The organism is Cupriavidus pampae (genome assembly GCF_914271485.1).
Taxonomy (GTDB): Bacteria; Pseudomonadota; Gammaproteobacteria; order Burkholderiales; family Burkholderiaceae; genus Cupriavidus; species Cupriavidus pampae.
Genome location: NZ_CAJZAG010000004.1, coordinates 389,999 through 402,270 on the forward strand (window position 1 = coordinate 389,999; position 12,272 = coordinate 402,270).

Here is a 12,272-nt window from a genome sequence, read left to right on the forward strand (position 1 = left end):
GCATGCATACGTTCGTTCTGGTCCATGGCGCCTGGCATGGCAGCTGGTCGTGGAAGCGGGTGCGCGATCTGTTGATCGCGCAGGGTCATCGCGTATTCACCCCGACCTTGTCCGGTGTGGGAGAGCGCACGCATCTGTTGTCGCCCGATATTGGTCTCGAGACGCATGTCAGCGACATCCTGAACCTGCTTCGCTTCGAGGAACTCGACAATGTGGTGTTGGTCGGCCATTCCTATGGCGGCGTTGTGGCGCAACACGTCGTCGACCGCATGCCCGAGCGCATTGCGGCGTTGATGTTTCTCGATGCGTTCGTGCTTGAACATGGCAGGTCCGTCACGAGCTATCTGCCGGACAATGGCGCAAAGCATCGCGAGGGTGCCCACGCATCGGGCGACGGCTGGCGCGTGCCGCCGATTCCGGCTGCCGCATTCGAAGTCAACCCGGCGGATGTCGCCTGGGTCGATCGTCAGTGCACGCCGATGCCGCTGAAGGCGCTGGAGGATCCGGCGCGGCTGACCGGCTTGTGGCAGACGCATCCCGCGATTGGCTATATCAAGGCGAAAAGGCGCGCTGCGGGGGCGTTCGAGCAGTTCCATCAATACGCGATCGATCGCGGCTGGTGGGTGCGCGATCTGGCGTGCGGCCACGACATTCCGATCGATATGCCGCGTGAGTGTGTGGATCTGCTGCTGGAGTTCGCCGGCTCCGACCGCCACGGCAATCGCTAGCGGCCGAATGCCCAATCCACCGCCGCATCGAACAGCCGCACGCCGGGGGCCGCAAGGTTCGTGAACGTGTCGTTGCCGAGGAAGAACATCACGCGACGCGCGGGGGCCAGCGTTTCGTAGTCCATCGTCGCGCCTTTCTCGTAGGTGAAGATAGCCGCCTTCTCGGGCTGGCCATAGAGCGTGGCGATGATGCTGGCGCCGAGGCCAGGCTTGCCCCAGCTCATGCCGGCCTGCTTCTGATAGACGTTGACCACGCCCGCGGGCACGCCGCCAGCGGCGGGGTGGGGCGCATTGACCAGCCATAGATAGCGTTCGCGCGTGGACTCGCCGAAGTCCGTATCGTGCCGTTTGCCGGTCATCGCGAGATCGTCGAGGATGTCGTTCTCCCAGGTCAGCAGAGGCACGCCGAGCGCGCGCCAGCCCGGATCGACCGACTTGGACGAGATTGTTGAGGACAGGATCACCAGGCCCGCATCGCCGATCGACGCGGGACGCGCATCCTGATTCAGCACGTTCACGCGGTAGCCGCGCGCTTCCAGATGCGCCTTCACCTGTTGATCGACTGGAGCGTTGGGCCCGTCGATCTGCATGACCAGCGCGATCGTGCGCGGCGTGGCGCCCATGGCGACGATCGGCAGGCCACTGGTGGCGACCAGCGTGCCCATGACGAGGCTGCGGCGAAGCAGAGACTTTGCCATGACAAACCTCCTCAGAATTCGAACGTGGTCAGCAGCGTGACCTGACGCGCATCGCCCACCGCCACGAAGTAACGGTTGGCACTGGACGGGTAATACACGCGGTTGAACAGGTTCTTCGCGTTGAGCTGGAAGCGCACCTTCTGGTTGGCGATGCGCGTCTCATAGGTAGCGAACGCATCGAACACGGTGTACGCCGGCAGTGCGAAGCTGTTGGCGGAATCGCCGGGACGGTTGCCGACGTAGTGCGCGCCGCCGCCGAGACGAAGGCGATCGCCACCGAAAATTTGCCCGAAGTCATACACCGCCGACAGCGATGCGGTGTGCTGCGCCACATTCCACAGGCGCAGACCCGCGTAGAGCGGATCTTCGGTAGTCTTCGCATCGATATACGCGTAGCTGGCGATCACGTTCCAGCGCGTACCGATCTGACCGGCAATGTCGAGTTCCACACCACGCGAGCGCGCGCGGCCCGACGTGCGCCAGTCGGTCAGCTTGGTCACATCGTTATACTGCGACACCAGCACGTTCTTCTTGTCGATATTGAACAGGGCCAGATTGCCGGTGACACCGTTGACAAGCTCGACGCGCGTGCCGAGTTCAAACGATTTCGCTTCCTCGGGTGCCACGGCCGAATCGATGACCACGCCGCTGGCCAGCGGCGCGATCGTCGACGTGGGTTTGAGGGATTGGGTGTAGCTGCCGTAGAAGGACACCTCCGGCGTGGCCTTGTAGACGATGCCCGCGCGCGGTAGCCATTTATTGCCCGAGATATCGGTGTTCGCCATAAACGGCCGGCCACGGCCCGCAACCTGGCTCCACGACTGGAAGCGCACGCCGCCGACAAGAATCCACTTGTCGGTCAGATACAGGCTGTCCTGCAGAAAGCCGGACGTGTTGTGCAACGCGTCGGTCTGGTCGCTGTCGCTGGCCGAGACGGTCGTGGAGGGCGGTTCGAGCCCGTAGACCGGATTCAGATAGCTGAAGCGGCTGATCGTTGCCTGCCGCAGCAGGTCCCGGCGATAGAAGCGGCGGTACTCGCTGTCCATACCGATCTGCAGATTGTTGCGCATGCCCGCCACCTGGAAGTTGCCGTCGAGGTAGGCAATGCCGTAGCTGTCGGTGCTCAGCGAGCCGTGGGTCGCGTCGTTGCTGCGCGTCAGGATGCCCGTCGTGGTGTTGACACCGGTCACGCGCAGTTGCCCCGCGTCGTAGACCTCGCGGTTATAGCTGTAGCCGAAGTGGCCCTTCCAGTCGGCGTTGAAACGATGATCGATATTGAGCTGCGCGAGGTGCGACTCGCCGCCCATCTCGTTGCCCGGTTCATCCAGCCGGCGCCGGCTCGGGATCGGCAGCGGCTGGTTGGTGCGCGGGTCGAGCGCCGTGCCGCGGTCGAACGGATACAGGAACTTGCGGTATTCATAGGACAGGTTCACCTGCGTGTCCTTGCCATACCAGGCGAGCGACGGTGCCACCAGCGTTTCGCGATGCTCGCCGAAATTGCGCCAGTACTGCTCCTCCACATGATCGACCACGAGCCGGTACGCCAGTCCGGACGTACCAATGGGCCCCGTGGTGTCGAGCGTGCCGCCGGCTCCGTTCTTGCCGTGGCCATAGGTCGAGCCGAGCAGCGACAGTTCGGTGTGCCGGGTGAGCGAGGGTGCCTTGCTGACGATATTGATTACGCCGCCCGGATCCATGATGCCGTAGAGCAGCGAGGCTGGGCCCTTGACCACTTCCACGCTGTCGGTGGCGGCATTCAATCCGCGGCCCTGCACCAGCGGCATGCCGTTGTGCATGATCGAACCATCTCGATTGCCGCCAAAGCCGCGCTTCATCAGCGTGTCCTGCGTACCGGCCAGCGTGTTGCCCTGTGTGATGCCACTGATATTGTTGGTGGCGTCGTCGAGGTTGCGCGGGCGTTGGTCGCGAATCGCCTGGGCCGGCACCACGTTGACGGTCTGGGGCGTATCGAGCAATGGCAACTCCGAGCGCAGCGTGCTCGGGCTGATTTCAGGCCGATAGCTCTCCGCGGCCGCGCTCACCGTGACCGGTGGCAACTTTTGCGCATCGGCGCCGGTGTTGTCCGTCGTCGCCGCGCGAGCGGCACGCCGCACCAGCACGTAGCTGCCGTCGGATTGTGCCGACGCGGCGAGGTCGGTGCCCTCGAGCAGCGCGGCGAGCCCGGCATTTACGGTATAGGGGCCACGCAGGCCGGGACTCTGGCGATTGGCCGTCTGCTCGGGCGTGAACGCCAGCAGGATGCCCGATTCGCGCCCGAAGCGGTTCAGCGCGGACTGTAGCGAGCCGGCGGGAATATCGTAGGCGCGGCTCGGCACAGCGGGTTGCGCTGCGGCGATCGAGATGACACCGCCAGCGGTCCAGGGCATACCGGCGCCGGCCAGCGCCGTCAGCAGTAACGAGTGTTTGAGGGCAAGGCGGCTACGGGTGCGGCCACAGGTGCGGCTAAAGGTGCGGCTAAATAGGCGCGCCCGCGCGGGAAGGGTGGTTCGCATGACTGGATTCGGCGAATAAAAGGTTCGGAGAAGAGAGGCTCATCTCCTATGTCCCGCGAGAATCCAAAACAGACCACCCGGAGCGAAAATATCTGAAAAGATTTCAGGCCGGCAGAACCGTGGTCCAGAACCGGGTCATGAAATGGATGCGCACCGGCAGCGCGGTGCGCAACGCATCGAGGATGCGATCGGTATCCGCCAGCGGGAATGTGCCCGAGACCCGCAGGTCGGCCACGGCGGGATCGCAGCGCAGGCGTCCCGAACGATAGCGGCCCACCTCGGCCAGAAAATCGGCCAGCCGCATATCGGCTGCCACCAGCATGCCGTCGGTCCAGGCGGTATCGGCGTCGGCCAGCGGCCGGGGCGGATCGATATCGGTCGCGGTGTACCGGAGTTGCTGGCCAGCCGCGACAATCCGCTCGAAGCTGGCATCGGCGCGCGACCGTACGGCGACGGCGCCTTCCAGCACACCGACCCATCCTTCGTCATCGAACTGCCGGACCACGAAGCGCGTGCCCAGCGGGCGCAGCATGCCGTAGCGCGTGGCGACGATAAACGGACGTGACACCGCGACGCGATCCTTCGCCGTTTCGATCAGGATTTCGCCGCGCAGCAATGTCACGCGGCGTTCGGTGGCGGAGATCGCGATATCGATCGCGGTATCGGTATTGAGTTGCACGCGCGTGCCATCGTCGAGCACCAGCGAGCGGCGCTCGCCGACGCCGGTACGTGCGTCCGCCAGCCATGCCTCCACCGGCGTGTATTCGCGCACGGTCCACGCGGCACCGCCGGCGACGAACAGCACCATAAGCGCGCGAATGGCCTGGCGCCGGCTTGCCGAACGCGGTGGCGTCAGCGCGGCGCGCGCGACGGCCGTGGCCAGCGGTGACGCCACGCCACGCAGGCGAGCATTGACGCCCTCGATATGGGCCCACGCGCGCGCATGGTCGGGATGCTGCGCCAGCCACTGGCGCCAGGCATTGCGGGTGGCTTCGTCGGCGTCATCACCCTGCAGCGTGACCAGCCACTCGACGGCCGCGATTGCGACGTTGGGCGCGATATCGGGAGCGATCGTGGTCATGCGACGGCCATGGCGAAATAGCACTGCGTGCCGGCACGAACCAGATGGCGCTTGACCGTGGTGACGGATATCTTCAGCGCGGCGGCGATCTCGGTCTGGCTCATGCCCTCCAGCTGCGCCATCAGGAACGCGCGCTTGACCGCGACGGGCAGGCCGTCGAGCAGTTCGGAGATTTCCTGGAGGGTTTCCAGCAGGATGGCCCGTTCCTCGGCCGAGGGCACGAGTTCCGGTGGCCGGCTGGCCAGCGCTTCCAGATAGGCCTGCTCGAGCTTGTCGCGACGCCAGTGATTGGCGAGCACGCGTTGCGCAACGGTCGTCAGGAACGCGCGGGGCTCGAGGATTGACGGCGCCTCTTCCCGCGCCAGCAAACGCATGAACGTGTCATGTGCCAGATCCGCGGAGCGATGCCAGCAGCCGAGCTTGCGATGCATCCATCCCAACAGCCATCGGTGATGGTCGCTGTAGAGCGCGTGAATGTCTCGATGAGGTCCTGCGTCGGCAGCCATCGCGAAAAGCCCGATGCCGCCAAGGGCCTGGCAGGGCGAATTTAGAAATGAGAATCGTTATTATATGGCCCATTGTGACGCAGTGCAACGTAACGTTGTCAGGCAAACACCTCGGCATCTTCGAGCGTGCGGCCCGCCGCATCCTTCGCCGCAAGGATCGGTGCGCCCACGATCGGCCATTCGATCCTGAGGTGACCGTCGTTCCAGAGCAGCGAGCGCTCGTGCTCGGGGTACCAGCGGTCGGTCGTCTTGTAGAGAAACTCGGCGTAGTCGGACAGCACCACAAAGCCATGGGCAAAGCCTTCCGGGACCCATAGCTGCCGCTTGTTCTCGGCGGACAGCGTCACGCCGACCCATTTGCCGAAGGTCGGCGAGCTGCGGCGCAGGTCCACCGCCACGTCGAACACCTCGCCCGTGACGACGCGCACCAGCTTTCCCTGCGGATACCTGACCTGGTAGTGCAGCCCGCGCAGGACATTACGCGTGGAGCGGGAATGGTTGTCCTGCACGAAGTGCCGCTTCAAACCGGTGGCGGCCTCGAACTCGAAACCGTTGAAGCTCTCATAGAAGAAGCCGCGGTCGTCGCCGAAGACTTTGGGATCGACGATCAGCACATCCGGAATATCGGTGCGGGTCACGTTCATGGTCATGGTTCAACTCCTGGGCAATTGCGCAATCAGTTGCGGCATTACCGAATGCAGGCCGTCCCGCCACGCGGGCAAATGGATGCCGAAGGTCTGGCATAGCTTCGCCGTGGCCAGCCGCGAATTCGCGGGGCGGCGTGCAGGCAGGGGATAGTCGGCCGATACGATAGGTTCGACGCATGTGGGGGCTGCCTTGAGCGAGACACCGAGGGTGCCCGCCTGTCGTAACACTTCCTGCGCATAGGCATGCCAGTTCGTGGCCCCCGATGCCGTCAGGTGATAGAGACCATCAGGGAACTCGGTGCGATCGCCAAAGATCCAGTGGCGCGCCAGTATCTGAGCCGTGACATCGGCCACCAGCGCGGCCGATGTGGGCGCGCCGAACTGGTCCGCCACCACGCGCAGCCGCTCGCGCTCGCAGCCGAGCTTGAGCATCGTCTTCGCAAAATTGTTGCCGTGGCTGCCGAACACCCAGCTCGTGCGCACCACCAGCGCGCGGGCTTCGCTGGCGAGGACCGCGGCTTCTCCCGCCAGCTTGCTCTGACCGTAGACCGAGATCGGATCTGGTGTGTCGGTTTCGGTGTAAGCACCGTCCTTGGTGCCATCAAACACGTAGTCCGTGGAGTAGTGCACCAGCATCGCGCCCAGCACGCTAGCCTCTTCGGCCAGCACGCCGGGTGCGATGCCATTGATCGCAAACGCCAGCTCGGCATCGCCCTCCGCCTTGTCGACCGCGGTATAGGCGGCCGCATTGACGATGATGTCGGGGGCGATATCACGCACCACGCCGCGCATCTGATCGAGGTCCGCGAGGTTGCAGGCGGCGCGATCGAGCGCCACGACGCGGCCCAGTGGCGCGAGGCTGCGCGACAGCTCGAAGCCAATCTGCCCGTTGCAGCCGGTTACGAGCAGCGTGGGCGGGGTGCCGTGCTTTCGTTCACGCGGCATACTGCAACCCCATCCAATGCCGGTACGCGCCTGACATGACGTCGCGCACCCACAGCGGGTGGTCGAGGTACCACGCGATCGTCTTGCGCAAACCAGTCTCGAAGGTCTCGGCGGGGCGCCATCCGAGTTCGCGTTCGATCTTGCGTGCGTCGATGGCATAGCGGCGGTCGTGTCCGGGCCGGTCCTTCACATACTGGATCTGCTGGCGATACGAGCCGGTGGCGCGTGGACGCAATGCGTCGAGGCTGTCGCACAGCGTGTGCACCACGTCGATGTTCGTCTTCTCGTTCCAGCCGCCCACGTTGTAGGTTTCCCCGACACGGCCCCGCGCCAGCACCGCGCGGATCGCCGCGCAATGGTCGCCAACATAGAGCCAGTCGCGAACGTTCTGCCCGTCGCCATAGACCGGCAGTGGCTCGCCCGCCAGCGCGCGGGCGATCATCAGCGGAATCAGCTTCTCGGGGAACTGATAGGGGCCATAGTTGTTGGAGCAGTTCGTCGTCAGGACCGGCAGCCCGTAGGTGTGATGCCACGCGCGTACCAGATGATCGGAGGCGGCTTTCGATGCCGAGTACGGGCTGTTCGGCGCATAGGCTGTAGTCTCGGCGAATGGCGCATCGGTGGGACCCAGCGAGCCGTAGACCTCGTCGGTGGAGATATGCAGAAAGCGGAAGGCCGCACGGTCGGGGATGGGCAGCGCCTGCCAGTAGGCGCGTGTGGCTTCCAGCAGCGTGAAGGTGCCCCCGATATTGGTGTCAATAAACGCCGCGGGACCGTGGATGGACCGATCGACATGGCTCTCGGCGGCAAAGTGAACGACCGCGCGCGGTTGGTGACGCTCGAACAGATGATCCATGGCCGCGCGGTCGCCGATATCCGCGCGGACGAACCGATGGCGCGGATCGTCATCGAGCGCATCGAGGCTGAGCCGGTTGCCCGCGTAGGTCAGCTTGTCGATGTTGATCACGTGATCGGTAACTGGCGAGCCAACCGCGGCATCCAATGCATCCCACGCGGCGTCCGGCCGGCCCAACCAGTCGAGTACAAAATTTGCGCCGATAAAGCCGGCGCCGCCGGTAACGAGTATGCAAGGCATCCTGAGACTCCGAGTCGCTCTCAACGGTTCTCAACGGCCCACGATCCGCCGCGCGAGTGCCTTGGCATATGGCGGCGTGATCCCATGCAGGAAGTCGCGCGTAGTCAGTGGAAAACGTTCCCCCGGCGCGGCCTGAAATCGCGTGGTGTGAACCTCGGCCTCCTCGTCCCGAGGCCGACCGTTGGAGTAGTAGTAGAGCGCGATCGAACGGCGTGCCACGCCCGCGGGACTCGCCAGCGGCACGGGGTGCCCGTGCCAGGAGCACTCGTTGGTGCTGAACACGACCAGCCGGTTGCCGATTGGCGCGATCTTCTGCACGCAGTGCTGCACGCCTTCATCCCAGAGTTGAAGATGGCCGGCCCAGTCGTCTTCCCACGTGTCGTTGAAATACAGCAGCACGTTCACACGCCGGTCCAGCTTCCATTCGGGGTGGTAGTTGTAGTCGATATGCAGCCCGAGGTGCCCGCCCGGCAGCGTCTGATGCAGTCCACCCCCATGCAGGTGTGGGTCCGGCACCAGTCCGGTGATACCGGTCAGCGTTTCGAGAAAGCGCACGAACCCCGGACCGTTCATTTCGAGGATCAGTCCGCGCAGCGCGGGCGGAATCGAATAGAAGTCCTGGATCTGCAGCTTGAGGTTCTCCGCGGCCGACTGAAACTTGAACCAGCCGGGCTCCTTTCTGCCCGGGAACGCGGCGCTGGCTTCGCGATAGACGTTGTCGTCGAGGAAGTTGTCGACGCAGATATGCGGGAACGGTGGGTTTGTCTTGTAAGGCTCGATGAGTTCGCGTGCCATCCAGTCCAGCTTGGCCAGGTCAAGCATTTCGTTGTACATGCTCAGCGCTCCTCCAGAATGGGCGGTGTCAACCCGCCTGTGTTGTGATGCTGGTTCCTGTATTCGGTGGGGGAGAGCGCGAAGCGCTTGCGGAAGATCTTGCAGAGACGGTCGCCGTTACCCATGCCGCAGCGCCGTGCCACCTTGTCGACGGGCAACGTCGTCTTGGTCAGCAGCTTGCAGCTCATGTCGAGCCGCGCGCGCAACAGATATTCGGAGGGGGTGACGCCGATCATGCATTTGAACCGGCGCAGGTAGTTGCGCTCGCTCATCGCGGCGGAGCGTGCCGCGTCGGCGACGGAGATGGCTTCCATATAGTGCTCGGCGATCCAGCGCGCCGACGCATGGATCTTGTTGGCCGTTGCCGCCGACATATCCAGCAGATCGTCTTCCTTGTCTTCGTTGTCCCGCGTCTCGTTCCGGTCGGCCACAGCTTCGGTCGTGGCTTCGCGGCGCGGGGTCAACTGCCTTGCCACTGCGCGAGCCGCCGCGGTGCCGAGGTCGCTTTCGATCTGTGCGAGGGCCAGATCCATCGCCGACGGCATGACCTCCGGCGCGTGGCCGCTGCCGCCGCGGCACCAGAAGACGGTGGACGGCGCCATGTTGATGCCAGCGTTCTCACCCGTTGCGGCGATCGCGCTCGTGGCGCGCGACGCCAGCACTTCACGGCCGCCATGACGCCACTCCAGCGCGGCCGCACTGATCTCCAGCGTTGTGCTCATCACGCGCGCGGCGCGTTCGTCGGCCGATTCGCGTTCGCTGCAGGCAATGAAGATGGCGCCGAACCCGCGTTGGCCCGAGGCTTCGAGGCCCTGGGTCCAGATCCTTACCGACGAGGAGCACGCGATGTTGCCGCCGTGGTGCGAGAGCAGGGACAGTTGATAGAAGGGGCGCTGGTGTTGCTGGATCTCGAGTTCGTTGGCGATGCGGAACGCCTCCGCGATGATCCCGGCCGCGAGCAGCGAACAGCCATCGAACAGCAGCAGACCGATGCGCTGGACAGCGGGTTGTCCCGCCACCGGAAGTGAAGCCGATGGCCACGCGGGTGGAGATGTCTCGACAAGGTACTCCATGGTGCGTTCCCTCGCGAAAGAACTTCGATTCGAATCTGGTTTATCTGCATCATATTCAATATGCCGCGCTGCACAACGTTCATTGTCCGATTTTCACGTGACGTTGTCGGACGGACACGCTTGTCTGAAGGAAGTCGCCATGAAAATGCGTGATACGTCGCAAAGGCATTATCTGAAATGAATCAAATTTGGTAATTGTTGCCTTCCGTACATACAGGCGTTGTCTGCTGATAAATAGAAAAATCTATATATAACAACAACTTCACCGTATTTGTGCAACGCAATGGAACCGCAGGGGCGAGCGCGACACGTGCGCACCGCGCGCAGGCGGTTACATGACGAAATTGGTGCAACATAATCCGGGATTTTCACAATGAATACGTTTTCGATTCATTTTCCGGTGATATCCGTCAAATCCTCTATGTTTTCCGACAGGGCGATAAGGACGCATTTGTGCGCATCTATGCTTCAGTGCAGCAAAGCCTTTTCATGCCTTTCGTAGTGCTTCAGAGGAGTCCAGCATGCCCATCACCGTCACTGGCGACGCCCCCACCGATGCGCCGTTTCATGCCTCCGCGGTTGCGGTCGATGTTCTCAATGGACTGAAGCTCTGCCCCGTCGTGCTTGCGGGTGGATCGGGCACGCGGCTCTGGCCGCTGTCCCGCAAGCACTACCCCAAGCAGTTGATCGACGTGATCGGTCGCGACTCGCTACTGCAATCCACCGTACGCCGTGCGGCGGTGCTGCGTGGCAAGGGTCGCGCCGAAGCGCCCGCGATCATCGTGTGCGGCGAGCCGCATCGCTTCATGACCGCGCAGCAGCTCGAGGCAGCTGGCGTCGATGCCCGCATCGTGGTGGAACCAACCGGCCGCAACACCGCCCCGGCGTTGACGCTGGCCGCGCTGCTGGCAACGGCGCAAGGCGAGGACAGCATCATGGTGGTCATGCCGGCCGATCATGTGATTGCCGACGCCGAGGCATTCGGCCACGCCGTCACGCGCGCCGCGCAGTTTGCCGAGCAGGGTGCCATCGTGACGCTTGGCGTGCCGCCGACGCGGGCGGACACCGGCTACGGCTACATCCGCATCGGCTCGCCGCTCGACGGCGTGGCGCACGCGATCGACAGCTTTGTCGAGAAGCCCGCGGCCGAGATCGCGCAGGCGTACGCGGCCTCGGGCGAGTACTGGTGGAACAGCGGCATCTTCGTCGTGCGCGCCAGTACCTGGCTCGCGACCCTGCAACGCCTGCAGGCCGACATGCACGCGACGTGCGTCGACGCCTTTGCGCGTGGTCAGGAACATGGCGCCTTCTATCACCCCGATGCCGCGGCGTTTGCGGCCGTGCCTTCGGACTCGATCGACTACGCGGTGATGGAACACCTCGCACGCGCCGGTGGTGTACTGGGTGTGGTGGTACCGATGTCCGCGGGCTGGTCGGACCTCGGGTCCTGGGATGCGGTGTGGGACGCCATCGACAAGGATGCCGACGGCAACGCCGCACGCGGCCGCGTGATGTACGAGGGGGCCACCTCCTGCTATGCCCATTCCGATGGACGCCTGGTGGCATGTGTCGGCACCACGAACCTGATCGTGGTGGAGACGGCCGATGCCGTGCTGGTGGTGGACCGCTCGCACGTGCAGGGCGTCAAGGGGCTGGTCGAGCGGCTCGCGAGCCAGCAGGGCTGCGAGGCCGAGAACCATCGCAAGGTGCAGCGGCCCTGGGGCTGCTACGACTCGATTGACCAGGGCGAACGCTTTCAGGTGAAACGTATCGTGGTGAATCCGGGCGCTTCGCTTTCACTCCAGCTGCATCACCATCGCGCCGAACACTGGACGGTCGTGCGCGGCACCGCGCAGGTCACGCGCGGCGACGAACGGTTCCTGCTCAGCGAGAACGAATCGACCTATATCCCGATCGGTGTGATGCATCGCCTGGAGAACCCCGGCAAGCTGCCGCTCGAACTCATCGAAGTGCAATCGGGCGCCTACCTTGGCGAGGACGACATCGTCCGCATTGCCGATACGTACGGCCGCTGCGCCTGAGTTCGACCTGACCCTTCGCAGGACGGCATCACGCCAACTTGGCGCGCCGTCTGTCGCCCACCCATCGGTCCAGGGAGAACCCAGCATGCGCTTCCTAAAATCGTTGCTG

Annotated in this window: 11 protein-coding genes; 2 read left to right on the plus strand and 9 right to left on the minus strand. The window is 64.1% G+C overall.

Annotated elements, in window-relative coordinates; genetic code table 11:
- The first annotated feature begins 2 nt into the window (after window positions 1–2).
- Window positions 3–728, plus strand: a complete 726-nt coding sequence (locus LDO41_RS12560; RefSeq protein ID WP_223988495.1) for an alpha/beta hydrolase — start codon at window positions 3–5, stop codon at window positions 726–728.
- On the opposite strand, the gene LDO41_RS12565 is transcribed toward LDO41_RS12560, so the two are convergent.
- The 9 genes from LDO41_RS12565 to LDO41_RS12605 all read right to left on the minus strand — a co-directional run bounded on the left by LDO41_RS12565 (window position 725) and on the right by LDO41_RS12605 (window position 10,121).
- Complete coding sequence (locus LDO41_RS12565) at window positions 725–1,426, minus strand: hypothetical protein (RefSeq protein WP_223988497.1); 702 nt, start codon at window positions 1,424–1,426, stop codon at window positions 725–727. The genes LDO41_RS12560 and LDO41_RS12565 overlap by 4 nt on opposite strands.
- An 11-nt stretch (window positions 1,427–1,437) precedes the next feature.
- A complete protein-coding gene (locus tag LDO41_RS12570) occupies window positions 1,438–3,939 on the minus strand; it encodes a TonB-dependent siderophore receptor (protein WP_377741596.1) in 2,502 nt (833 codons plus the stop codon).
- 103 nt (window positions 3,940–4,042) lie between these two features.
- Window positions 4,043–5,020: a FecR domain-containing protein gene (locus LDO41_RS12575; RefSeq protein ID WP_223988501.1), complete on the minus strand. Its 978-nt coding sequence runs from the start codon at window positions 5,018–5,020 to the stop codon at window positions 4,043–4,045.
- A complete protein-coding gene (locus tag LDO41_RS12580; RefSeq protein WP_223988503.1) occupies window positions 5,017–5,526 on the minus strand; it encodes a sigma-70 family RNA polymerase sigma factor in 510 nt (169 codons plus the stop codon). Before LDO41_RS12580 ends, LDO41_RS12575 begins: the two co-directional genes overlap by 4 nt.
- Window positions 5,527–5,624: 98 nt before the next feature.
- The gene (gene rfbC, locus LDO41_RS12585; protein WP_223988505.1) at window positions 5,625–6,176 is read right to left on the minus strand and encodes a dTDP-4-dehydrorhamnose 3,5-epimerase; all 552 of its coding nucleotides are present in this window, start codon (window positions 6,174–6,176) and stop codon (window positions 5,625–5,627) included.
- Window positions 6,177–6,179: 3 nt separating this feature from the next.
- Window positions 6,180–7,118: a dTDP-4-dehydrorhamnose reductase gene (rfbD, locus tag LDO41_RS12590; protein WP_223988507.1), complete on the minus strand. Its 939-nt coding sequence runs from the start codon at window positions 7,116–7,118 to the stop codon at window positions 6,180–6,182.
- On the minus strand, window positions 7,108–8,214 hold the full coding sequence (gene rfbB, locus LDO41_RS12595; protein ID WP_223988509.1) for a dTDP-glucose 4,6-dehydratase: 1,107 nt from the start codon (window positions 8,212–8,214) through the stop codon (window positions 7,108–7,110). Before rfbB ends, rfbD begins: the two co-directional genes overlap by 11 nt.
- 30 nt (window positions 8,215–8,244) lie before the next feature.
- Window positions 8,245–9,048: a 2OG-Fe(II) oxygenase gene (locus LDO41_RS12600; protein ID WP_223988511.1), complete on the minus strand. Its 804-nt coding sequence runs from the start codon at window positions 9,046–9,048 to the stop codon at window positions 8,245–8,247.
- Between the two features lie 2 nt (window positions 9,049–9,050).
- Complete coding sequence (locus LDO41_RS12605; protein WP_223988513.1) at window positions 9,051–10,121, minus strand: GlxA family transcriptional regulator; 1,071 nt, start codon at window positions 10,119–10,121, stop codon at window positions 9,051–9,053.
- Window positions 10,122–10,642: 521 nt separating this feature from the next.
- Between LDO41_RS12605 and LDO41_RS12610 the strand changes: the two genes are divergently transcribed.
- Window positions 10,643–12,163, plus strand: coding sequence for a mannose-1-phosphate guanylyltransferase/mannose-6-phosphate isomerase (locus tag LDO41_RS12610; RefSeq protein ID WP_223988515.1), 1,521 nt, complete (start codon window positions 10,643–10,645; stop codon window positions 12,161–12,163).
- Window positions 12,164–12,272 lie beyond the last annotated feature (109 nt).

Bases quoted from the DNA above. Each gene is read 5' to 3' on its own strand.
- LDO41_RS12600 (WP_223988511.1), bottom strand. From the start codon at position 9,048: ATGTACAACGAAATGCTTGACCTGGCCAAGCTGGACTGGATGGCACGC.
- LDO41_RS12560 (WP_223988495.1), top strand. From the start codon at position 3: ATGCATACGTTCGTTCTGGTCCATGGCGCCTGGCATGGCAGCTGGTCG.
- LDO41_RS12580 (WP_223988503.1), bottom strand. From the start codon at position 5,526: ATGGCTGCCGACGCAGGACCTCATCGAGACATTCACGCGCTCTACAGC.
- LDO41_RS12570 (WP_377741596.1), bottom strand. From the start codon at position 3,939: ATGCGAACCACCCTTCCCGCGCGGGCGCGCCTATTTAGCCGCACCTTT.
- rfbC (WP_223988505.1), bottom strand. From the start codon at position 6,176: ATGACCATGAACGTGACCCGCACCGATATTCCGGATGTGCTGATCGTC.
- LDO41_RS12610 (WP_223988515.1), top strand. From the start codon at position 10,643: ATGCCCATCACCGTCACTGGCGACGCCCCCACCGATGCGCCGTTTCAT.
- LDO41_RS12605 (WP_223988513.1), bottom strand. From the start codon at position 10,121: ATGGAGTACCTTGTCGAGACATCTCCACCCGCGTGGCCATCGGCTTCA.
- LDO41_RS12565 (WP_223988497.1), bottom strand. From the start codon at position 1,426: ATGGCAAAGTCTCTGCTTCGCCGCAGCCTCGTCATGGGCACGCTGGTC.
- LDO41_RS12575 (WP_223988501.1), bottom strand. From the start codon at position 5,020: ATGACCACGATCGCTCCCGATATCGCGCCCAACGTCGCAATCGCGGCC.
- rfbB (WP_223988509.1), bottom strand. From the start codon at position 8,214: ATGCCTTGCATACTCGTTACCGGCGGCGCCGGCTTTATCGGCGCAAAT.
- rfbD (WP_223988507.1), bottom strand. From the start codon at position 7,118: ATGCCGCGTGAACGAAAGCACGGCACCCCGCCCACGCTGCTCGTAACC.